The organism is Tardiphaga sp. P9-11 (assembly GCF_008329525.1).
Taxonomy (GTDB): Bacteria; Pseudomonadota; Alphaproteobacteria; order Rhizobiales; family Xanthobacteraceae; genus Tardiphaga.
Genome location: NZ_NPKQ01000008.1, coordinates 56,600 through 79,810 on the forward strand (window position 1 = coordinate 56,600; position 23,211 = coordinate 79,810).

The 23,211-nt window shown below is 59.9% G+C and carries 19 protein-coding genes; 18 read left to right on the forward strand and 1 reads right to left on the reverse strand.

Annotated features, from left to right (window positions below):
* Positions 1-12 precede the first annotated feature (12 nt).
* The 15 genes from CIW50_RS22330 (at position 13) to CIW50_RS22400 (ending at position 17,998) form a co-directional block, all read left to right on the forward strand.
* On the forward strand, positions 13-2,472 hold the full coding sequence (locus CIW50_RS22330; RefSeq protein WP_172980425.1) for a DUF4082 domain-containing protein: 2,460 nt from the start codon (positions 13-15) through the stop codon (positions 2,470-2,472).
* An 11-nt stretch (positions 2,473-2,483) separates the two neighbouring features.
* Positions 2,484-2,822 (forward strand): hypothetical protein, encoded by a 339-nt coding sequence (locus CIW50_RS22335; protein ID WP_149533382.1) that lies wholly within the window; start codon positions 2,484-2,486, stop codon positions 2,820-2,822.
* Positions 2,800-5,019, forward strand: coding sequence for a peptidase domain-containing ABC transporter (locus CIW50_RS22340; RefSeq protein WP_149533383.1), 2,220 nt, complete (start codon positions 2,800-2,802; stop codon positions 5,017-5,019). Before CIW50_RS22335 ends, CIW50_RS22340 begins: the two co-directional genes overlap by 23 nt.
* Before the next feature lie 2 nt (positions 5,020-5,021).
* On the forward strand, positions 5,022-6,449 hold the full coding sequence (locus CIW50_RS22345) for an HlyD family type I secretion periplasmic adaptor subunit (RefSeq protein WP_246664406.1): 1,428 nt from the start codon (positions 5,022-5,024) through the stop codon (positions 6,447-6,449).
* A gap of 12 nt (positions 6,450-6,461) precedes the next feature.
* Positions 6,462-7,640: a hypothetical protein gene (locus CIW50_RS22350; protein WP_246664407.1), complete on the forward strand. Its 1,179-nt coding sequence runs from the start codon at positions 6,462-6,464 to the stop codon at positions 7,638-7,640.
* Positions 7,641-7,879: 239 nt separating this feature from the next.
* Positions 7,880-8,968: a Gfo/Idh/MocA family protein gene (locus tag CIW50_RS22355; protein WP_149533384.1), complete on the forward strand. Its 1,089-nt coding sequence runs from the start codon at positions 7,880-7,882 to the stop codon at positions 8,966-8,968.
* Positions 8,969-8,994: 26 nt separating this feature from the next.
* Positions 8,995-10,467, forward strand: coding sequence for an oligosaccharide flippase family protein (locus CIW50_RS22360; protein WP_149533385.1), 1,473 nt, complete (start codon positions 8,995-8,997; stop codon positions 10,465-10,467).
* Between the two features lie 37 nt (positions 10,468-10,504).
* Positions 10,505-11,011 (forward strand): acyltransferase, encoded by a 507-nt coding sequence (locus CIW50_RS22365; RefSeq protein ID WP_149533386.1) that lies wholly within the window; start codon positions 10,505-10,507, stop codon positions 11,009-11,011.
* A gap of 145 nt (positions 11,012-11,156) precedes the next feature.
* Entirely contained in the window at positions 11,157-12,266 is a 1,110-nt protein-coding gene (locus CIW50_RS22370) for a DegT/DnrJ/EryC1/StrS family aminotransferase (RefSeq protein ID WP_149533516.1), read from the forward strand.
* A 76-nt stretch (positions 12,267-12,342) separates the two neighbouring features.
* A complete protein-coding gene (locus tag CIW50_RS22375; protein ID WP_197738393.1) occupies positions 12,343-13,338 on the forward strand; it encodes an NAD-dependent epimerase/dehydratase family protein in 996 nt (331 codons plus the stop codon).
* Between the two features lie 107 nt (positions 13,339-13,445).
* The gene (locus tag CIW50_RS22380; RefSeq protein WP_149533388.1) at positions 13,446-14,306 is read left to right on the forward strand and encodes a glycosyltransferase family 2 protein; all 861 of its coding nucleotides are present in this window, start codon (positions 13,446-13,448) and stop codon (positions 14,304-14,306) included.
* Between the two features lie 314 nt (positions 14,307-14,620).
* Positions 14,621-15,118 carry a UDP-N-acetylglucosamine--LPS N-acetylglucosamine transferase gene (locus CIW50_RS22385; protein WP_246664408.1) on the forward strand — a complete coding sequence of 166 codons (498 nt, stop codon included), beginning with the start codon at positions 14,621-14,623 and terminating at the stop codon, positions 15,116-15,118.
* A 38-nt stretch (positions 15,119-15,156) separates the two neighbouring features.
* Positions 15,157-15,648: a glycosyltransferase gene (locus tag CIW50_RS22390; protein ID WP_246664409.1), complete on the forward strand. Its 492-nt coding sequence runs from the start codon at positions 15,157-15,159 to the stop codon at positions 15,646-15,648.
* A 182-nt stretch (positions 15,649-15,830) separates the two neighbouring features.
* Positions 15,831-16,970: a DegT/DnrJ/EryC1/StrS family aminotransferase gene (locus tag CIW50_RS22395; protein ID WP_149533518.1), complete on the forward strand. Its 1,140-nt coding sequence runs from the start codon at positions 15,831-15,833 to the stop codon at positions 16,968-16,970.
* 74 nt (positions 16,971-17,044) lie between these two features.
* Positions 17,045-17,998 (forward strand): glycosyltransferase, encoded by a 954-nt coding sequence (locus CIW50_RS22400; RefSeq protein WP_149533390.1) that lies wholly within the window; start codon positions 17,045-17,047, stop codon positions 17,996-17,998.
* A gap of 78 nt (positions 17,999-18,076) precedes the next feature.
* Here the strand turns inward: CIW50_RS22400 and CIW50_RS22405 are convergent, their stop codons facing one another.
* A complete protein-coding gene (locus CIW50_RS22405; RefSeq protein WP_149533391.1) occupies positions 18,077-18,949 on the reverse strand; it encodes a glycosyltransferase family 8 protein in 873 nt (290 codons plus the stop codon).
* 625 nt (positions 18,950-19,574) lie between these two features.
* Between CIW50_RS22405 and CIW50_RS22410 the strand changes: the two genes are divergently transcribed.
* Genes CIW50_RS22410 through CIW50_RS22420 form a run of 3 tightly spaced genes read left to right on the forward strand, consistent with a single transcriptional unit; the run spans position 19,575 to position 23,186 of the window.
* Positions 19,575-20,582 carry a glycosyltransferase family 2 protein gene (locus CIW50_RS22410; RefSeq protein ID WP_172980427.1) on the forward strand — a complete coding sequence of 336 codons (1,008 nt, stop codon included), beginning with the start codon at positions 19,575-19,577 and terminating at the stop codon, positions 20,580-20,582.
* Positions 20,521-22,128, forward strand: coding sequence for an O-antigen ligase family protein (locus CIW50_RS22415; RefSeq protein WP_149533393.1), 1,608 nt, complete (start codon positions 20,521-20,523; stop codon positions 22,126-22,128). The genes CIW50_RS22410 and CIW50_RS22415 overlap by 62 nt, the downstream gene beginning before the upstream one ends.
* The gene (locus tag CIW50_RS22420; protein WP_149533394.1) at positions 22,125-23,186 is read left to right on the forward strand and encodes a glycosyltransferase family 2 protein; all 1,062 of its coding nucleotides are present in this window, start codon (positions 22,125-22,127) and stop codon (positions 23,184-23,186) included. The genes CIW50_RS22415 and CIW50_RS22420 overlap by 4 nt, the downstream gene beginning before the upstream one ends.
* Positions 23,187-23,211 lie beyond the last annotated feature (25 nt).

Below are 23,211 nucleotides of genomic sequence, written 5' to 3' on the forward strand. Positions count from 1 at the left end.
CCGGAGGGTTGTTTGGCGCGCGCCGCGAGTGGATATGAAATTAAATATTCGGCTCGCGCAGAGTTTGTCGTCCGTTCGGTAACGGTCGACGTGCCGCGGGGTGCAAGTGCGGTCCTGCTGCGGCTCGACTGCGCGGTCGTCGGCATGGTGCCTGAGCAAACGCTTGAGGTGACCTTGCTGCCCAGCGGTGGCCGGGTGTGGGTTGCAGCGTGGCAAGACTATCTTGATATCGGGGATATCATTTACGCCAAGGATCTGGCTGCGCTGCAATTTATGCCGTTCACGCATGCCGCGCACGCGGTCTCCATGCTCGAATTGCGCACCATCGGACTCGATGGCGAGACCGTCGTCGTGCGTGTGACGATTTCGGCCGAGGCCCGCGCATTCGGGCGCGCCGTTGAGGTGCAATCGAGGAATGTCGCGGCGGTCGATATGGACCCACTGACGTTCGGTCTGATGACGGTCCTAGCCGCCTCGTTGGTTTCGTCACCTGTAGCGGCGGCGCCTTCGCGCGCCCCCGATGGTGGCGCGGCGAGCGATCGTCTAGATGGCCGGGTGCATGCTGACATTGCCCGCAAGGGCGATGATCCTGCGCAGGACCCGGCAGCCGACGAGCCTTCGGTGACGGGCAGCGCCCCGAATAAGGACGGGGAGAGAGCCCGGGGTCCTGATGCACACCGACGCTGGGTTGGATCGGGCACGCCGCCCGACGTTTGGCATAGCGGGGAGACTGCTATCGAGAAATCGACGGCGGACCACTTCGATCAACTCACAGTGCCTGCGCGGCTGGGGGCCATTGGCTTCAAGGATGAACGCGTCGCAGCTTTCGATACGGTTGGATCGTTCGGGAGGGCACCGGCGGAGCGTGCGTCGCCACAAGCCGTGAGCGGCGCACCGGCAAAAGTGTCCGCGGCTCCTCCTGACGCCTCGTCAATAACCGTCCCACCTGTCGCTGGAAATGACGAAGGCTATCTGGTTCTGAACGGCAAGAGTTCGATCCAGGCAACTGCCTTGCTGGCGAACGACAAGGCGTCGCCTGGCCTGCATCTCTCGATTGATACGGTTCTTGCGGCCCGGCACGGGACCGTCACTTACGACGCGTCCAGTCAAGAGATCACATTCATCGCACTCACTGGATATCGCGGCAATGCGAGCTTCTCCTACACCGTCAAGGATGACGAGGGGCGCAGCGCCGAGGCGACCGTTACGCTATTTGTGGTGCCTGATGAGTCGCTCTTCGACGCCGGCGCGCAACCGGCGTTGGACCGGGTGAACGATCCCAATCCGGTCGAACTCGGCGTCAGATTTGTCAGCGCGTCGGATGGGGTGATTACAGGTCTCCGCTTCTACAAGGGGGCGGACAATGTCGGCGTTCATACGGCGAGCCTGTGGGGTGCCTCCGGCACGTTGCTCGCGACAGCCACGTTCAGTGGCGAGACCGGCAGCGGATGGCAACAGGTCGCGTTTTCCAACCCAGTCGCAATTCGCGCCGGCGTCAGCTATGTCGCTTCGTATCACACCGACGGGCTGTACTCCGCCGATCCCGGCTATTTCGCAAATCCGGTGACGAGTGGAGACCTGACCGCGATCGGCAGTGCCTATGCATACGGCTCATCGAGCGCGTTTCCCACCAACAGTTACAATGCCAGTAATTACTGGGTCGATGTCGTTTACAGCAGGCCGCCGGCGGCACCGGAAGCGATCGACGACGGCATCATGGCGGTCGGCGGCGGGCGCTCGACATCCATTGCTTCGTCGTTGCTTCTTGCGAATGATCGGAATCCGGATGGTCTTCCGCTATCCATCACCGAGACCGGAAGCGCAGTCAACGGAGCGGTCTCGTACGACGCGCCTACGCAGGCTGTGACGTTCACCCCCGCATCTGGCTATTCCGGCCCCGCCGGATTTTCTTACACGGTCACCAGCAGCCTCGGCGTCTCCGCCACGGCGGATGTGAAGCTCTGGGTGGCCGGGACGCAGCCGGCCACGGTCTTCGACGTGGGGGCGACACCGACCATCGTGAAAGCGAACGACACAAATTCCGTCGAGCTCGGTTTTAAATTCCAGAGCACGGTGAATGGGGATGTGGTCGGATTGCGCTTCTTCAAGGGCGTCGACAACATCGGTCCTCACGTCGGGAGTCTGTGGAACGCGACGGGCGACCTTCTTGCAACGGCAACGTTTACCAATGAAACGACTGAGGGCTGGCAACAGGTGCTGTTTGCTACCCCGGTCTCTTTGACCGCGGGCGTGACCTATGTCGCTTCGTATCACACCGGCGGCAATTACTCTGCAGATCCAGGCTTCTTTGCCAGCTCGCATGACAACGGCCTGCTAATTGCGCCTGCGAGTGCACCGGGCAGTGGCAACGGCCTCTTTGCCTATGGCTCGTCGAGCCTGTTTCCGACCGATAGTTTTAACGCCACCGGCTACGGCGTCGATGCCTTGTTCAGGGCGAATCTCACGGGCTAGGGAGAACTGCGATGCATGCCGAAATCTATACTGACGGAATTGACGAAATAACGGTTGGTGGGGCGATTGTTCGCGTCGATATCGTCAGTCTTTCGCCAACCGAGCGCGACGCGAACAATGCACCCAAGAAAGTCTTTCGCCAGCGATTGATCTTTTCAATCGAGGCATTCGCCAACTCTGTAGAAGTTATGCAGAACGCGCTCCAGGGGCTGGTCGATGCAGGTGTCGTTAAGCGCAACAATCCGCGATCGCCACCGGATCTGTCGATGTCGAGCCCAGGCAACGCCGATATGACCGCATCAGTCTCGAACGCGCCACGGAATCCAAATGCTTCATCAAATTTCCGGTAACGACGAAGTTCAGCCGCTTCCTCGGGAGATCGAAGGCGAGCCGGTCGTCGAGTTTCGTGTCGAAGTCCAGACCGCATTGCACTGCCTGGCATTCGTTGCGGCGCGGCATGGCGTGGATCTCTCTGTCGAACAGTTGCGCCACGCTCATGCGGTTGATGGCACCGAGCTCGCGGTGCCCGCCATCCTGCGAATGGCCAAACACGCCGGCCTGAGAGCCAAGGCGGCGAAGGTCGATTGGCGGGCTCTGGTAAACCTCGGGGAGGCATTTCCCGCGATGGTTCAGCTCGCGAACGGCAATTGGGTGGTAGTTGCCAGCGCCAGTGGCGGCAGCGAGGACCCGCGCGTCAGCGTCATCGATCCGCTCGCGGATCGGTGGGACGAGCCGTTGCTCGTAAACGAGGAACAGTTTTGCGCTAACTGGCATGGTGATGTTCTGCTGATCAAGCAGGATCAGAGGGGGGCAGCGTCTGAGAAGACCTTCGGATTCCGCTGGTTCGTCCCCGAGCTTTTGCGCGAGCGGCGCCTCTTTGTCGATGTCGCTGTCGCGGCCATTCTGCTCTACGGGCTCGGCCTTGTAGTTCCCATATTCTTCCAGCTTGTCATCGACAAGGTGCTGGTGCATGAGAGCTTCACGACCCTTTATGTGCTTGCGGCCGGAGCCGTCGCCGCACTCGTATTCGATGCGATCTTCAGCTTCCTGCGCCGATATCTCATGCTGTATGCGACCAACAAGGTCGATATCCGCGTGGCCACCAAGACATTCGGTCATCTGCTGGGTTTGCCGGTGACGTTCTTCGAGCACATCTCGGCAGGCGTATTGGTAAAACATATGCAGCAGGCCGGCCGTATCCGGGAATTCCTGACCGGACGGCTGTTCCTCACACTGCTGGATGCGCTCTCGCTGATCGTCTTCATTCCTGTGTTGGCGATGTACAGCCTCAAGCTGACAGGGCTGGTCCTGGCGTTCACCGTGCTCAGCGGCACGATCGTCGTGCTTTTGATGGGGCCGTTCCGGCGTCGCCTTTTCAGCCTATATCAGGCCGAAGGCACGCGACAGGCGTTGTTGGTTGAGACTGTCCATGGCATGCGGACGGTCAAGTCACTGGCCATGGAGCCGCTGCAGCGCAAGGTCTGGGACGACAGCTGTGCCCAGTCCGTATCCATGCGATTCCATGTGGAGAAGATTTCCGCCGGGGCACAGTCCGTGACGGGATTCCTCGAAAAGCTGATGACACTCGGCATCATCGGCCTCGGCGCCCTGGATGTCTTCAGCGGGGAACTGACCATTGGCGCACTGGTCGCTTTCAATATGCTCGCCGGTCGCGTGTCGGGGCCGCTGGTGCAGATGGTGACCATGGTGCACGAGTATCAGGAGGTAGCACTTGCGGTTCGCATGCTTGGTGAAGTCATGAACCAGGCCCCGGAGCGCGAAGCGCTGCGCACCGGCCTGCGACCGGACATCAAGGGCAGCATCGAGTTTGAAGGCGTCTCCTTCCGGTATGGTAGCGAAGGGGCCGCAGCCCTCGATGACGTGTCTTTCACCATCGCGCCGGGTCAGGTCCTCGGAATCGTCGGACGCAGTGGCTCCGGCAAAACCACCCTGACGCGTCTGATGTCGGGTCTGTACCCTGTGCAGCAGGGATTGGTACGGATCGATGGCTATGATTTGCGCGAAGTCGATCTTGTCCACCTCCGCAAGAATCTTGGTGTTGTCTTGCAGGACAGTTTTCTGTTTCGCGGCACCATTCGGGAGAATATCGCGCGCGTCAAACGCGATGCGACCTTCGCCGAAGTCGTTGAGGCGGCACGGCTCGCCGGCGCGGACGAGTTCATCCAGCGAATGCCGCGAGGCTATGACACCCTGCTCGAAGAGGGCGCGTCCAATCTGTCCGGCGGGCAGAAACAACGGCTGGCCATCGCGCGCGCGCTGATCGTCAATCCGCGCGTCCTTATTCTCGATGAAGCGACCAGTGCCCTCGACTCGGAGAGCGAAACGATCATTCGCCGCAATCTGCGTTGTATCGCTGCCGGACGGACGGTCATCATTGTCTCGCACAGGCTGTCGATGCTCGCGGATGCGGACTCCATCCTTGTGATCGAGGGCGGCCGGGTCGTCGATTTCGACCGTCACGACAAACTCATCGCGAAGTGCAGCATCTATCGGCATTTGTGGAACCAGCAGATGAAAGCGGCCTGACAATGAACGTCAATGAGCGCGCGAGCCCGCCTCCTACGAGAGGAGATGGTTCGGTCAGTTCCGAACGGCGCAAGCGGCTCGGTTCCGGTACCGCGAGGACGCGCCAACCGGAGATCGTCCGTGAATTCCAGTCCGACGCAGTGGAGATCGAAGAGAGCGCGCCGCCAAGCGTCGCTCGGTTGACACTCTACTGCGTGGTCGCATTGATACTCGCCTCCATCCTGTGGGCTTCTCTGTCTCACGTCGAGACGATCGTCTCGGCGCAGGGCAAGCTCACAACGACCTACCCGAATCTTGTCCTCCAGCCGCTCGAGACGTCCGTCATTCGGCAGATGCACGTTCGCGCTGGCGACGTGGTCAAGAAGGGAGATCCGCTGGCGACGCTCGACCCGACATTTTCCCAGGCCGACCTGGATCAGCTGCGCGTGAAAGTCGCGGCATTCGATGCGACGATTGAACGCCTCACGGCCGAACTCGAAGGGCGCGACTACGTGTTGCCCGACCCGAATAACGCTGATGCGATCTTGCAGGGTAAACTGTTCATACAACGCAATTCGTTCTACAGCGCTCAGTTGACGACTTTCGACGCGCAAATCGCCAGCGCTCGTGCGAATCTGAAGACCGGCCAGGACGACGAGACGGTGCTGGCCCAGCGCCTCGAAACGATGAAGTCCATCGAGTCGATGCGCACTACCTTGATGGACAAGGAAGTCGGATCCAGATTGAACTTCCTGCTCTCGAGGGATGCGCGTCTCGAGGTCGAAAGCAACCTATCCAAGTCACGGGGTAACCAGGTCGACACCGCACACAAGATCGAGAAGGCCAGCGCAGATCGACAGGTTTTCATCGAGGAATTCAGGCGCGCAACGTATCAGGAACTGGTCGAGACGCTGGCCAAGCGTAGCGGTGCGGCAGAAGACGTGAAGAAGGCGGAGCTGCGCAGGCAGCTCATCGTTCTGTCGGCGCCGGCTGACGCTGTCGTACTGGAGCTCGCGAACCGCACTGTCGGGTCGGTGGTGAAAGAGGCGGAGACGTTGTTTGTCCTTGTGCCGCGACACGTGCCGCTGCAGGTGGAAGTCAATGTCGAGGGTCGCGATATCGGCCAGATTGCTATCGGACAGCCAGTTCGTCTGAAGTTCGAGGCATTTCCTTTCCAGAAATATGGAACTGCAACGGGCGTGGTGCGCGTCGTAAGCGAGGACGCGTTCAGCCCGGACGCGAAGACCGACGCGGCGCGGCGCAATCCCGCTCCCTATTACCGCGTTCTGGTGGACGTCACCGACAGCAAGCTGCGAACCCCGTCGGGGCAGGTCCAGCTCATCTCCGGCATGGCCGTCACCGCCGAGCTGAAGGTCGGGCAGCGTCGTGTGATGTCTTATTTCCTTTATCCGCTTCTCCGCGGTCTGGATGAGAGCATCCGTGAATATTGAACGGGAGATTTTATGAGCAACGCGGGTAGTCAGGACGTGTCGGGCGCCAAGCGGATTGCAACAGGCCAAACCACCGCGAATTCGCCACTGATTAATTATGCGCTGGGCGGGTTGCAAAGGTGCTGGCTTCCGGATCTAGGACGATGGTCGCATATCTATCATCTCGATGGACGGGAGGCTCCAAACGAGTCCGTTCCTCACAGTGACGCCTTCAATTCGCTGAATGTGCTGCTCGGAATGTCACGTATTCGCGCCGTTCCACAATATGTGGACGTCCCGGAAGTGTTTTGGGCCAACGTAGACCAGTTAACGCGCGTACCGGCGGCGAAATATGCGTTTGGCCTCGCGTTGTGGGTAGCTGCCAGATTGAAACTCGATATGCCGTTCGGTGCGTCGAAGATCATCCGACAACTGCTTGAGGATCGGAGTCAATGGACTGATTTCCGGGCACAGGACCTGGGGATGCTGCTTACTGGGATCGTCGCGCAAGCGGCGGAAGGGAGAACCGAGCTGGTCCATCACGCTGCTCCGTTGTTCAACTTCCTGAATGAATCCTACACAACGGAGTCCGGCCTCTTCTGCGACACGGCAACAGGCTATCGGCGGCGATTTGCGTCATTTGCGGCGCAGACGGTTCTCGCATTCGCGTGCTACAGCTACGGTGAATTTGATGGCGATGCCGAGGCGATTGAGTTGGCAAATGCATGCGTACGTCGATTGATCGCGCTGCAGGGACGTCAGGGCGAATGGCCTTGGCTCTTCGACGCCGAACGGGGAGAAGTGGTGGACTTCTACGAGGTGTACTCCGTTCATCAATATGGAATGGCGCCGGCGCTGCTTGAAATCGCCGAGCGTCACAATGTGGAAGGCGCGCGTGACGCATTGGTCAGAGGTTTCACTTGGATACTTGGTGAGAACCAACTTAAACGATCGATGTTGTTACCGCCGTTGCAGATGAGCTATCGCTCGCAGGTACGGCAGAGTGAGATGCATGCGAGGAGTCGGGGCATGTTTCGCGCGGTCGCCAATGCCTATCTTGACCGCAAGGCGCAGTTAATATCGCCTGCCAAACTGGCGCTCAGGGCGGAGTGTCGGAGCTACGAGCTCGGGTGGATCCTGTGGTCGTTCGGCGAGCGAAGCGATCTTCCGCAACTGACGCAGAACCTGGTCTTCAGCCGCGCCCTGCGCTGAAGGCGTACTTCCGGCCTTACCAGCGCGTTTGTCTTTCCTGGGTGCCCCGCGAGTCCAGCGCATCAGCACCGCTTAAGCAAATCTGTGGCACTTATCTCCCTTGGAGTACGGCGGGTAAAAGGCGGTTGGCCCAACCATAACTCGCCGGAATAATCTGAATTAAATAATTAAATATCTATTGCTATTAAACGGCGAATATATAATGATGTGTTATATTAAATAGAGGGGCTGCTAATCGCATGACACACAGTCGCGTCGGTATAGGCGTCGTTGGATACGGCTACTGGGGGCCGAACCTTGTGCGCAACTTCGTTAGCAACCCGTCCGCTCACCTCGTCAGCATTGCCGATCGCGATCCGGCAAAGCTTCTGGCGAGCAGGCATCTCTATCCTGGGGTGACGGTTACGGACCGTTACGAGGACTTGCTTGAGGATCCCCAGATCGATGCGATCGCGATCGCCACGCCGGTGCGAACGCATTACGAGCTAGCGCTTGCCGCGCTCAAAGCGGGTAAGCACGTTTTGGTGGAGAAGCCGCTCGCGTCAAGCGCGGATGAAGTCCGTCATCTCATCGACGAGGCTGATCGGCGAGGTCTGACGCTGATGGTCGATCACACCTTCCTTTACACGCCGGCGGTGCAGAAGATTCGCGAACTGATCACTGCGGGCGAACTCGGTGATGTCTATTACTACGACAGCACGCGATCGAGCCTTGGTCTGTTTCAGAGCGACGTCAACGTGATCTGGGATCTGGCGGTTCACGATATCTCGATCATCCAGTATATTCTGAACGAGAACCCGGTTGCGGTCTCGGCGACAGGATCGTGCCATGTGGCCGGATCGCCGGAGAACATGGCGCACATTACGCTGTTCTTTGAGAGCAAATGCGTCGCCCATATCAGCGTCAACTGGCTTTCGCCGGTCAAGGTGCGTCAGACTTTCATCGGCGGTAACAAGAAGATGATCGTGTATAACGATCTCGAGCCGACTGAAAAGATCAAGCTCTACGACAAGGGCATTACCCTGAATGCGTCGCCCGAGAATGCGCACCAGTTCAGGATTGGCTATCGGGCCGGCGATATGTGGGCGCCCAACATCTCCACCAAGGAAGCCCTCCAAACGGAAATCGGGCATTTCATCGAATGCGTGCGCACCGGGGCAGCGCCCGTCTCCGATGGCTTTTCCGGCTTGCGCGTTATCGAAGTGCTCGAGGCGGCGTCGCGCTCGATAGCCGATCACGGCAGGCCGGTCTGGCTGACGCAGCCGCTCACGGCCCCAGGTTCGCAGAAGGTCGCTCTCGAGGTGGTGTCTGCAGTGGGGAGTTGCTGATTGCCGAGCGGTCGGGTGGCAAGAACATGAGTGCTGTACAGCGGTCGATCGTCTTCTCCGCCGTTGAACGATACGCAAGCGTCTCGTTGTTCGTAGTCACGACCGCGATCATATCGCGGCTACTGACGCCGGCCGAATTCGGAACTTTCGCGGTGGTCAATGCCCTGACCACCGTGGTGTCGGTTTCGTTTCAGGAATTCGGCGGGGCGAACTATCTCATTCAAAAGCAAGAGCTGTCGCGAAGGCACATCCGCACGGCGTTCACCATCATTTTTGCAATCTCGATCATGATCGGGGCGCTGTTCTTCGTCCTGTCCGGCGTGCTCTCCCGGTTTATGGGGCAGGACAGTCTTGCGAACGGCCTGTCCGTGGCGGCCCTGAGCTTCCTGTTCGTGCCCTTCTCGGGGACGATCGCAGCTTTGTTCCGTCGCGATCTGACGTTCGGCAAGCTTGCGATCTGCAATCTCGTCGCCAATGTCGCGGGAGCGATCGTCTCGATCCTGCTTGCTATGCTGAATTTCAGCTATATGGCGCCGATCTGGGGCGGGTTAGCGAATTGCGTAACGCTGACGGTGATTTTGCTGGCCTGGCACCGCGACTTCGGGCTGTTTCGCCCGTCATTGGCGGACTATCGGGACATCGTCGGATTCGGTGTCTATTCAAGCGGCGTCAGCCTTATCAACGTCTTCTACAACCTTGCCCCGCAGCTGTTTCTGGCAAAACTTCTCGACTTCGCGGCGGTCGGCCTTTACAGCCGCGCCATCAGCCTGACCCAGATCTTCGATCGCCTCGTGATCCAGGTCCTGTCCCCTGTCATCATGCCGGCCGTCGCCGCCCAACGCAAATCGGGGGCCGATCTCAAACGAGTCTATCTCGAGGCGATACAGCTCCTCTCAGTGACGCAGTGGCCGTGCCTGACGTTCATTGCGATCATGGCGCATCCCATAATCGAGATCTGGCTTGGGGCGAATTGGCTGGAGATTGTTCCACTGGTGCGTATTCTCTGTGCCGCAAATCTCGCGATGTTTGCGGCGTGCCTCAGCTACCCGGTGCTCGTCGCAGCGGGCCACGTGCGCGATGCGCTCGTCTCGTCGCTGATTTCCCTTCCGCCATCGCTGTGCCTGCTGTTCGCCGCTGCATTCTTCAACGTCCATGCGGTCGCGGCGGCGGCTCTGCTGACGCTGCCGTTTCAGGCCGTTGTCACGATCTACTTCATACGGAAGCGACTTGGTATCGACGGAGGTCAGATTATCGATGCGCTCCAGAAGAGCGCCATCGTAACCGTCTCGACTGCTCTCGGCGCGGCCTGTTGTGCGGTGCTGATCGAGGTCGGCGCGGTAAAGCCCATTGTCGGTCTCGTCGCCGGATCGTCCTGCGTCGCGCTTTGCTGGTGGCTGGGGCTCGTACTGACGCGGCATCCCATGCTCAATCACCTGTATCACGCGCTTTCCGGCGTCGTAGATATCGTGAGGCCGCGGTTTCGGCGGCCGTTACTTTGAGATGCTCAATTGAGCGCGTGTAAACCGGAGAGCCAGAATGCCTATCGCAAAAGACGTGAAGCTCGGTCGCGACGTGCGGATTTTCCATCCGGACCTTGTCAATCTCTACGGTTGCTCAGTCGGCGACGAGACGAAGCTCGGCACTTTCGTGGAAGTCCAGGGCGGAGCGCATATCGGCGCCCGGTGCAAGGTATCGTCGCACAGCTTCATCTGCGAAGGCGTCACCGTCGAGGACGAAGTGTTCATCGGCCATGGTGTGATGTTCACCAATGATAAGTATCCGCGCGCGACCACGGCGGACGGCCAGCCGCAGGGACCCGCCGACTGGACGGTGGAGCCGACGCGCGTCGGCAAGGGCGCATCGATCGGGTCCAATGCAACCATCCTGTGTGGCATCAATATCGGAGCGGGAGCGATCGTCGGCGCCGGCGCCGTGGTGACGAAGGATGTGCCGGCCGGGGCTGTCGTCGCGGGCGTGCCGGCGCGCATCCTGCCGCCGTCCAAGGCCGAAGCCGTGATCGCCGGCGTGCGTCGCACCGCGTGAAGTGGCGTTGCCCTGCAGCCGGGCCAATTAAATATCGGCCGTGTATTATTTTCCTGCCAGATATATATTGATTTAATTTTTATTTTATAATTTAATAATATTAATCGGGCGGCCGCACCGGCGCCACTGTGCAGGGGTTATGACATTGGTACCATTTCTAGATTTGAAAGCTCAATATCGCCAGATCAAGCCGGAAGTCGACAGTGCGGTGCTCCGCGCGATCGAGAGCACTCAGTATGTGCTCGGGCCGGAGGTGACGGCCTTCGAGAGGCGATTCGCCGAATATTGCAGCGTCGGCCATTGCCTAGCGGTAAATAGCGGCACTTCGGCGCTGCATCTGGCGCTGCTCGCGGCCGGGGTGGGCGCGGGCGATGAAGTCATTACCGTGTCGATGACGTTTGTCGCGACTACCGCCGCCGTGCTGTATAGCGGCGCCAAGCCGGTCTTCGTCGATGTCAGTCCCGTCACCTGGACGATGGATCCGACTTTGATCGAGGCGGCGATCACGCCGCGCACCAAGGCAATCCTGCCGGTCCATCTGCATGGACTGATGGCGGACATGGATCCAATAATGGAGATCGCCCGCCGCCATAACCTTGTGGTGATCGAGGATGCGGCGCAGGCTCATGGCGCCGAGTACAAGGGGCGCCGCGCCGGTTCGATCGGCGACTTCGGCTGCTTCAGCTTCTATCCGGGCAAGAATCTTGGCGCCTATGGCGAAGGTGGCGCGGTCGTCACCAACAAGCCGGAGCTGGCGCGGAAGGTGGCGCTGCTGCGCGACTGGGGCCAGGAGACGAAATACAATCACGTGGTCGCCGGCTACAACTATCGCATGGACGGCGTCCAGGGTGCGGTGCTGAACGTCAAGATGAACTATATCGAAGCCTGGACCGAAGGTCGCCGAGCGGCGGCAGCCGACTATGATCGTCGGTTTGCGAAGTTCGCCATCACCCGGCCGCAGCCGCCGAGCCACAGCCGCCACGTCTATCACGTCTATGCGCTGTGCCTGCCGCGGCGGGACGAGGCGCTGAGCGCATTGCAGGAAGCCGGCATCGGCGTCGGCATCCACTATCCTGTGCCGGTCCACTTGCAGAGGGCCTATGCAGGCCTCGGCTATCGCAGCGGCGACTTCCCCGTTACCGAACGCTTGGCCAACCATTTCCTCTCTGTGCCGATCTATGCGGAGCTGCAGCCGGAGCAGGTGGCCGAGGTCGTCTCGCAACTCGAGAAGGTCCAGCTCGTCGAGGCAGCCTAGGTCTCGTCGGTGCGGAACGGCTCATCGGTGCGCCGGCTTTCGGCGTCGCCAACAACAGGAGAGTGTCTTGGCTGATCTGAAGGGTAAACGCATTCTGGTCACCGGCGGGGCCGGCTTCATCGGCTCGCACATCGTCGACCTGCTGTGCGACGAGGGCTGCGTCGAGATCGTTGCGCTCGACAATATGATCCGCGGCCGGCCGGAAAACCTCCGGCAGGCGTTCGACCGCGGGCCTGTGCGCATGGTGCAGGGCGACATCCGCGACGGGAAACTGATGGCCGCGCTGGTCAAGGCTGCCGACATCGTATTCCACCAGGCTGCGCTGCGCATCACCCATTGCGCTGCCGAGCCGCGTCTTGCAAAGGAGGTCATGGTCGACTCGACGTTTGACCTGCTCGAACTCTGCGTGAAGCACGATGTAGAGAAGGTCATTGCCGCGTCCACCGCCTCGGTCTACGGCATGGCTGATGAGTTTCCGACCACGGAAAAGCAGAACTCCTACGGAAACCGTACCCTCTACGGCGCCGCCAAGGCGTTCAATGAAGGGTTGCTGCGCTCTTTCAACGACATGTACGGGCTCGACTATGTCGCGTTCCGCTACTTCAATGTCTACGGAGACCGCATGGATATCCACGGCCGCTACACTGAAGTGCTGATCCGCTGGATGGAGCGGCTCGATGCCGGGCTACCGCCGATCATCTTCGGCGACGGCAAGCAGACGATGGATTTTGTTCATGCCAGAGATGTCGCCCGCGCGAACATCTTGGCCGCGAGGTCGAAGGCCACGGATGAGGTCTTCAATGTCGCGAGCGGCACCGAGACCAGCCTCGCACAGCTCGCCTCGACGCTGGCCTCCGTCATGGGCCATCCCGGTATGAAGCCGGAATTCGCGCCCGAGCGCTCCATCAATCCCGTGCCGCGCCGCCTCGCGTCGACGGAAAAAGCGGAACGGCTGCTCGGCTTCCGTTCGACCATCGGGCTCGAGAAGGGTCTTGCCGAACTCGTGGACTGGTGGCGGGTGGAACGCGAAGCGATCGCCGCTGCCGGCGAGAAGGTGGCGGCCGCGTCGTAATCCGGGCGTCGCCGATTCCATTGAAGCCCCGCGCGCTTCCAGCGCGGGATCGGACATTGGGCGCGGCCCATGCCTGCCCATCTTGAAGCACCCGAACGCGGCGAGCCATGATATCAATCGTCGTCCCCGCCCACAACGAGAGCTCGGTCATCGGGCGGACGCTGCGCCAATGGATCGACGCTGCTGACTCCGGCGAGTTCGATGTCGTCGTCGTCTGCAACGGGTGCACGGATGACACGGCCGAGGTGGCACGGCAGTTCGGCGCGGCAGTCAAGGTCCTCGAAACGGACGTAGCCAGCAAGACCGACGCGCTCAATCTGGGCGACCGGGCGGCCCGCGGCTTTCCGCGGATCTATGTCGACGCCGATGTTGTGATGAGCATCGACACAATGCGGACCCTGGCCGGGCGCCTTGATCGAGGTGACGTGTTGGCGGCGGCGCCGACGGCAGATATCGATCTCTCCGGTTGTTCCTGGCTTGTTCGTAGATATTATGAAATTCGCTCCCGGCTGCCGTCAGCGCGCGAGGGAGTCGGCGGCTCAGGCGTCTACGCGGTGTCGGAGCAGGGGCGCAGTCGCTTCGGCGAATTTCCAGCCGTCACGGCGGACGACACTTATGTGCGTCTTCAATTCACGCCCGGGGAGCGGGTTACGCTACCGGACGCGCGGTCCACGATCTTTCCGCCGCGCGGCTTGCCGCAGTTGATTGCAGTCAGAACGCGTGTTCATCGGGGGACACTCGAACTCGCCCGGCTGTTTCCGGAACTGCTGACAAATAGCGGCGAGTCGAATGGCCGTGTGCTCCTTGCGCTGTTCAGGGAGCCGCTCCTGTGGCCGGGGCTGATGATCTATTGCTGCGTCAACCTGTTCGCACGGCGCAGGGCGATCAGGCACGTGCAAAGCGGCGCGCATCTGTGGCAACGCGATGAGTCCTCTCGCGTCGCGCTATCGGCCGACTCCTGCAAATAAATCGGTGGGTGCGCTGCTCGCATCGCGCGATCCGTCGGCGTTCGCGCCAACTGACGCTTCGCATCTCCATTACGGCGCCTACGCATTGCGCATCAACGCGCGGAAGGTCGCCGGACCTCGGTTGCGATGAAAATTCTACGATTTGAATGTTGCATTAAATAAAAAAAGATCTTGATTTTAAATGTAAGGTATTTAATGTTTATTTCATTAAATTAAATCGGCTGCGGCGGGCGTTTTTATGCCCGGTCCAACCCGCAGGCGGGGATTGCACAGCGTGCAGCCGTTGAGGAGGCCGATCGATGCTTCGAGACCCGATGTCTGACGGAAATTCGGTGCCGGAGATCAGCGTGCCGTTGCGTGGCGTTCGTCCGAAGGTGCTCGCCGTCTCGTCGGGCGGCGGCCACTGGGTCCAGATGATGCGCATCAAGCACGCATTCGACGACTGCGACGTGACATTCGTCACGGTGCATGAATCGTATCGGGCGCAGGTGCCCGACAATCAATTCTATCTGGTGAACGATGCGAATATTCGAACCAAGCTCGATCTGCTCAGGGCTGCGCGCCGACTGGCCTGGATAGTCTGGACGGTCAGGCCCGATGTCGTCATCTCGACGGGGGCGGCGCCCGGATATCTCGCGTTACGGTTCGGCCGACTGCTGGGCGCACGTACCATCTGGCTCGACAGCATCGCCAATGCCGAAAAGCTTTCAATGTCAGGCGACCGCATCGGTCGCAGCGCCGATCTCTGGTTGACCCAGTGGCCCCACTTGGCGCGCCCCAATGGACCGCATTACACGGGAGCCGTACTATGATTTTTGCAACGGTTGGAACACAAGGACATTTTGACCGCTTGATCCGCACGATCGACGGGTGGGCGGGCGCCAATGGCAGGACTGACGTCTTCGCGCAGACGGGTCCATCGGATTATCGCTCCGAGTATATCCGCACAGAGCGGTTCATCGACGCTACCGAATTCCGCGAGCGCGTCGAGGCGGCGAGCCTCGTGATCTCCCATGCCGGCATGGGCTCCATCATCACCGCGCTCGAGCTCGGTAAGCGGATCATCGTGATGCCGCGCCGTGCCAGCCTTGGCGAGCATCGCAACGACCACCAGCTGGCGACGGCGAAGCGCTTCGCGGACCAAGGCTCCATCACGGTTGCTTACACCGAGGAGGATCTGATTGAGAGGCTGGACCGGCTGCAGGCGCTGAACGAGACCGAGCGGCTCACATCGCCGGCATCGCCGCACCTTATCTCCACCATCCGCGGCTTCATCGGCAGCGGGCGAGCCGTTGCTGACAGGATCAGCTATAATTCTGCTGAAAATGGCAATGCCGAATAGCGTAGACGTCGGATTAAATATCTGATCATTTAATTTGTGAACGTCAATCGCGCTGCGTGTCAGCACGCGGGGCGCGGATATACCCAGCGAAAGAGCCGACCATGAGTGATGCGATGCCGTTCTCGGATGCCGATGACAGGACCATGGGTCGGCGTCGTGTCACGCCTCTTGTTGCTCCGTCAATGATCCCGATCGCGAAGCCGTTCCTAGATGCGGTAGAGGCCGACGCGGCACGCGAAGCCGTGTTGTCCGGTTGGTTATCACAAGGCGCGCAGGTCGGCGCTTTCGAACGCGAGTTCGCGGCGATGACGGGGGCAGGGTATGCTTGCGCCGTTTCCAACTGTACCACCGCGCTGCACCTGGCGCTGCTCGCCGTAGGCGTCGGACCGGGCGACGAGGTCATCACCTCGAGCCACTCTTTCATCGCCACCGCCAACAGCATCCGCTATTGCGGGGCGACGCCGATCTTTGTCGACATTGAACAAGCAACTTACAATCTCGATCCGAATTGCGTTGCCGAAGCGATCACGAATCGCACGCGGGCGATTCTGACAGTGCACCAGATGGGCATGCCCTGCGATCTAACGGGGCTGCTCGCGGTCGCAATGAAGCATGGAATTCCGGTCATCGAGGACGCAGCCTGCGCGATCGGCAGCCAGATCAATATGGCCGGCGTCTGGGAACATGTGGGCAAGCCGCGCGGCGCGGTCGCCTGCTTCTCCTTCCATCCGCGCAAGGTGGTCACCACCGGCGAAGGCGGAATGCTCACCACGTCGGACCCCGAGATTGATCGCAAGCTGCGCCTGTGGCGCCAGCACGGCATGAACGTGCCGGATACTGTCAGGCACAGTTCGGCGCAGGTGATCTTCGAGAGCTATGATTGCGTCGGCTTCAATTACCGGATGACCGATATCCAGGCCGCCATCGGCCGCAAGCAGCTGCTCCGCCTGCCCGAGATCGTCGCTCGGCGACGTGCTGTTGCAGACCGCTACGGGCAGCTGCTGGGCGATATCGAGGAGCTGGTCCTGCCATTCGAGCCGGAATGGGCGCGTTCTAACTGGCAGAGCTATTGCGTTCGCCTGCCCGAGCGGGTGAACCAGAAGGCGGTGATGCAGGGCATGCTCGACGAGGGTATAGCGACCCGCCGCGGCATCATGTGCTCGCACCGCGAGGCGCCCTATGCCAGCGGAGAGCGCCGGCACAGCCTGCGCCGGTCCGAACTCGCGCAGGATCACGCGATCCTGCTTCCGATCTATGTGCAGTTGACAGAGGATGATCAGTTGCGCGTGGCGGATGTGCTGCGGCGACAGCTGCGCGTCTAGGAAAATATCGTCGCCGCCACCTCTCGAGTTGGACGGTGCCGGAGAGTTTGAGGCAATTTCACGGAACCCGACCGATGACCACAGTTGATGTCGTTATCCCATGCTACAATTACGGCCGCTTCCTCAAAGCGTGCGTAAACAGCGTTCTCGATCAGTCGGGTGTCGAGGTCCGCGTGTTGATCATCGATGACACGTCGTCCGATGATTCGCTCTCGGTCGCGAGGGAACTGGCGGCGGATAGCCGCGTGACTGTGATCGCGCATCCGACCAACAAGGGACATATCAGAACATATAACGAGGGGATCGATTGGGCATCCTCCGAATATTTCCTCCTACTGTCCGCAGATGACCTTCTGGTCACCGGTGCGCTCGCGCGCGCCGTCACGATCATGGAGGAGAATCCAGACGTTGTGCTGACCCATGGACGATCCCTGAGCTGGCACGACCACCTCCCGATCCCGCAGGTCGAGGAGGCGCAAGATTGCAGCTGGAACCGCCAGGACCTCCTGAAGGAAATGTGCTCGACGTCGGTCAATTTCGTTTCGACGCCGACTGCGATTTCACGCACGAGCGTTCAAAAGGAGGTGGGCGGATATCGCCTGTCGCTGCCGCACGCCGGAGATATGGAGATGTGGCTGCGTTTCGCCGCGCGCGGCTCCGTGGCCTATATCGACGCCGTTCAAGCGATCTATCGAAAGCACCCGACCGCGATGTCAAATACCTATCTGGCCGAAATGATTTCCGACTACCGGCAGTGCCAGCTCGCGTTTACGACCTTCTTCGATGAGCACGAACACCGCCTCGGTACCTCGGGCGACCTTAGATGCGTTGCGCGTTCTGCTCTGGCCGACCGGGTGTTTGATCGCGGCATCAGACTGTTGCGACGGGGCCGGCTTCGGACCGGCATCTCCCTTATCCGCGAGGCCATGGCAATGGATCGACGGCTGCGCTATCTGCCGCCGCTTTGGCGTCTGCTGAAACCGCCGGGAAAAGACGGGCGCCAGTGGGCGTTGTCGATCATCCGGTAGAAGCCGATGAGGCTCGTGGGCTCGCGCCGTAGCCCTCATCGTCGGCTGCTTCGCGACGATGAAGTGCCGCACCGATGGCTATCGGCGGATCGCTTCCTGATAGATCCTTACGCGAGACCAACTGGCGCGCAAGGTGTCTTCCATTCTCTTCATGCCGGTGCGCGCGAAACGCGTGCGGCTGCGGAATGAATCGAACAGCGCCGCATTCGCATTCGGCGCCGAATATAGCCACGGTTTCCTCCAGGTAGTGAAATGGATGATCCGGGGCCGGCGGTCGGCCGGCAGCTCCGAGATACTCAGCGTCGCACTATGGGCCTGATAGTTCCATCTCGCATCGACCTGCTTCCACAGGCCGTCGCACGCATAATTCAATGCGTCCTGGTCGGCGAAATGAGTGTTTGGAGCGCGCTTCAAATAATCCAGAGCCGCCTCGACGATTTGCTTCTTTCGCCATTGGTCGAGGTCGATAAGCAATACGCCGGCATTGAAGTAGTCCCGCACATGCGGGACGTTCAGTTGGACCGCGTTCCGCTTGATTTGATCATCCAGTCCGTCATGGACCGCGCCTAGGGCATGTCCGTCGAGGTCGGTCGCGCACAACTTCTCGAGGTCATCGAGCACGAGTATGTCGCAATCCAAATATAGTACCCGCGAGACGGTAGTCGGAAAGATCTGCGGGATCAGGAACCGCGCATAGGTGAGTTTGGAAATATAGCCGAGGGTTGAAAAATCCCGGAACTTGTCCAGGTTCACCTCGATCCACTGGATTGATGCGGAGTCTTTCGGAAGGGAATCGGTAACCCTTTGCCGGAGTTCCTGAGATACCCCGTCCACGAGGATATGGAACTCGAATGGGGTGACGCCGTCGCCCGCCTCCACGGCGGACCGGAGCGTTGTCGCCAGTGGCATGGCATATCGGCCGTCGCAAGCAAGAACGATGGGGCATCGCATTGGTCTTGTTCCTATCAGGACGAGTCCCGCACTGAGCGCACTCCCGCTTAAAATGCGCTGCGCGGATCGAACAGGTACGACGCTTTGTTCATATTATTATTTCGTGCATATAAATTGACGCTAGGGACAATAAAACTTAAATGGAGTTTAATTAAATGTCGAGCCCTTTGTTGCGGCAATCGTCCAATCAATTCAGGGGATTGGCCGTTTGCAGCTGTCTGTTGTATTGAGTCGGGTCGAATTAAAGTCTTGATTTAATATAATGCGTCCACCAATATAAATTCGAATTATATTAAGGCGCCGGCATTTCATCGTGCCGCTCGTCGGGCGACCGGACCGCAGATCGAGGCTCAGGCGCGTGCGGGTGATGCATGAACGACGCCCGATGAGCGTTGAGCGAGCCTGCCCGTGCAGGAAGCTTCGCGAAGGCCGGGCCTGGTGAGAAAGCGGATCGCGTGCGAGACGGACAGATGCGGTACTCAACTGAGATGAAGCAAGACGCAATTCGGCGCGCGGGCGGCATGGCCTGCATGCGCTCGCGGGGAATCCTTCGCAGCGGGCAGGGGGCTGCTCGGCACCAGGCATGGCCGATCGGCTTCGATCCGTCTTTCTGCGGGAATCTGTGATGACGGCGAATGTGCATCCGCTCGGAAGCGTTCAGGCAGGTGGAGGTCCTCTCGTCTCCATCGTGATGTCGGTTTACAACGCGGGCGAATATCTGCGCCCGTCGTTGCTCAGCATCATCAATCAGACATATCGAAATCTCGACATCGTCATTATTGATGACGGCAGCACGGATGGCTGCTTCGAAACGGTTCAAGACCTGTTGCACGACGAGCGTATTCGCGTCACGCACCAGGCAAATGCGACGAAGCCCGTGGCCGTCAATCGAGCGCTCGAAACGATACGGGGGGAATTTTACGCGATCCAGGATGCGGACGACATCAGTCATCCGAAGCGGATCGAGCGACAGGTCCTTGCGCTGCTGAGCAAGCCGCATCTGGCTGCTGCGTTTTGCGGTAACGAGCTCATCATCAACGGCAAATCGATAGCCCCGCTATTTTCTCCAAAAACCGAGGAAGATTGCCGCGCCTATATTAATGCGTTTCGAATGCCTGCGCATGACCCCACGGGAATGTTTCGGGTCTCGCTGGTGGGCGACATGCGCTTCGACACGTCTTTGCCGGTTGCCGAGACATACGATTATATCCTGAGAATCGGCGAGCGGTTCCCGATGATAGTGCTGGGTGAATGCCTCTACAGCTACCGCATTCTCCCGAATTCGCTGACGCGCCGTGCGCCGCTCTGGCGCAAGCAGCTGGAAATCGACGCGTTCCGTCGGGCGTGCGAGCGCCGCGGTCTGCATGACGAACCGCTGGGTAAGACGAGCGATCGGAAATCGCGTAACTGTATGCTGGATAACAATATCGCCGCCCATTTCATGAAGAGCGTGTTGGATCTCCGACGGTCAAACCGTCGCTGGTCTGCGCTGAAGGTCGGCTGGCGATGCGCATGTCTGCATCCGACGGATCCCCATTATTACAAGGCGCTTGCATATGCCTTGATCCCGCATGGCGTCACCAGTCACCTACGCCGTGACTTCCCTTCCGGTTCATTGGAGGCGGCCAAATGAAGCGGGTCGTGCGCAAAGACGTGCGCGGGGAGCCGGGCGCCGGCCGGGCCCGCGCTCGCCCGTATGTGCAAAGCTCCGATCGTCGAGGGGGCTGACATTGAGCGGCCGGATCTTGCGAACTCGAATCGACGCGTCGTCTGTGGCCAGGCAAGCGCGCGGTCGTGGCGTGGGTTTTCCGGCAGCGGGTGCGAAGCAGGACAACGAGCCTCAGCTGAAACTATTGATCTGTGCCATTTTCCTGCCGGAAGGACTGTCATTCTTCATCGGCGATTTCCGGCTGTCTGTTGCCCGGGTGTTGATCTTCGTCTTCGCGATTATGGCGCTGTCGCAGCGCGGGAACGGGCGAAGCTCGGTCAACGTGCCGTCAGATTCCCTGGCCCTGATCACCGGCGCCTGGATGATGATCGCAGCGACCTTCACTGACGGTTTCACGGGACTGAAGGGCGCCGGCATGGACGCCATCACATTCAGCGGTACCTATCTCGTATTCCGATACACGCTCGGACCGGTGAACAGTTCCGTTCGGCTCATGTATTTCGCATGCAAGGTCGTCCTCGTCGTCATCGCGGTTGCGATGCTCGATCCGTTGACCGGGCGGCTGGCCACCTATGATTTCATCAAGGGAATTACGGGCTATTCGAAGCCCGCCTATGAAAGCGCGCTGGTGCTGCAGGCGGAGACATTGTTCAGGGATGGCTCCATTCGGGCCATGGGGCCACTGGAGCACTCGATTCTCTTCGGCGCTGTCTGTGCTTGGTTTGGAATTGCGGCCCTAGTCACCTTCAGGAACAAATTTTTCGGATGGGCCATGGCGATCATTGCGCTCGTCGCAATCTTGTTTTCGCAGGCAAAGAGCCCGCTGCTTGCCTTTGGAATCGGTGCGTTGCTGGCCGGCTACTACAGTATCACGCCGCGCTTTACGTCACGATGGAAACTGGCAGGCCTGTCCGCAACCGCGTTGCTCGCGACTGTGTTTACTTTCTCGGGTAGCCCGATCGCAACGCTCGTGCGTCTCGTCGGCGTCAGTCCGGAATCCGCCTGGTATCGCCAGGCGATCTGGGATGTGGGAACGACTGTGGTGCTTGGCTCGCCGCTTTTCGGCATCGGCATCAATGGCGATTGGGATTGGCAATCTCATGGTGCGCTGGTGAGCGGGAGCGTCGATGCATTCTGGCTCGCTTTCGCCATGTCCTACGGCATTCCCGGAAGCCTTCTAGTACTTGCGACGATTGTGGGCGCATGCATGCTGGGTTCGGTGGACAGGTCGCCTTACCTGACGCGTGAGGAGGGGAGATTGTCGACGGCCCTCGGGATCGTCGTTGCAATGACCGTCGTACTGGGGTTCATCGTTCACTTCTGGGGCATCTGCTGGATCCTCATTGCTGCCCTTGCGGGAGTACGGGCGCACCTCGCAGAAGCTGCGGTCGTTCGCGGAAGGGCCGCGCGGGTATCGAATGCTCAGCGCGAAGCAGCGGCGGTGGGATTGCTTAAGAGCGGCCGGGGCTGGACCGGCGCGCGTGGCATGCGCGCTCCGACGGCACGATGAACGCCAGACGGGGCTTTGAAAGTCATATGAGGCACTGCGACGACGCGAGCGGCATTCAAATAGGCGCACGGGACCGGCCGATGAAAGTTTCCATCATTATTCGAACCTACAATCGCGGATATATTATTGGCGAGGCCATACAGAGTGCCTTGCGCCAGACTCTCGATGATTTCGAGATCATCGTGGTTGACGATGGCTCGTCCGACGATACCGCGGATGTCGTGGAGCGATTTAGGAGTGAGAAGATCCGATATATCCGGCACGACGGAAATCTCGGCGTGAGCGCTGCCGGCAATACTGGTATCAAAGCCGCGCAGGGTGAGTTTATCGCGCATCTGGATTCGGACGACATGTGGTCGCCGGATCTGCTCGCCAGGCTCGTTGCCGTTCTCCAGCAGTATGACGAAGTGGCTGCTGCATTCAGCGACGTCGAAGTTCATCGCGGAACGCAGATATCGTCGATCGTCGGCAGCATGCGGGCATTTCCGAAGCTCCTTGCATCGCGGGGTGACGGTTCGGATGTGTTTCTGTTCAGCAGCAGGGAAATGTATCTATGCCTACTGGAGGAAGTGCCGATCAAGCCAACGGCATTGCTGGTGCGTCGCAGGGTGCTGGACGAAATCGGCGGGTATGATGAAGCATGGCGGTCGGGGGAGGATTGGGAGCTCTATCTCAGGATCGCAAAGCGATATGGCTTCGGCTACGTCAACCGCAAGCTCGCAGTGATGAGGGTTCTGGCGGACTCGACCCTTGCGAAGTATCAAGAGCAGGACAAGACCTCCCTGCTACGGCTCGCGGTCAGCGAGAAAAAGGGGTTGGTACAAGATGGCGAAGCCCTTCAGGTCGTCAATCGCGCGATCTATCATCACAGCAAGGACCTCGGCTGGATTTATCTTCACACCGACCGTCGATTGAAATCGATCAAGACTTATCTGCGAGGCTTTTTCGAAACCGGTCAGGTCCCCCTGATCGTGCGGGCGGGAGTGGCTCTTATGCCGTTGCAACTGGTGTCCGGGTTGAAGTCGATGTTTCTATCAGGCGGCCGTCTGCAAGGCTGAAGCGATCGTCGCCGGTGGTCTGAAT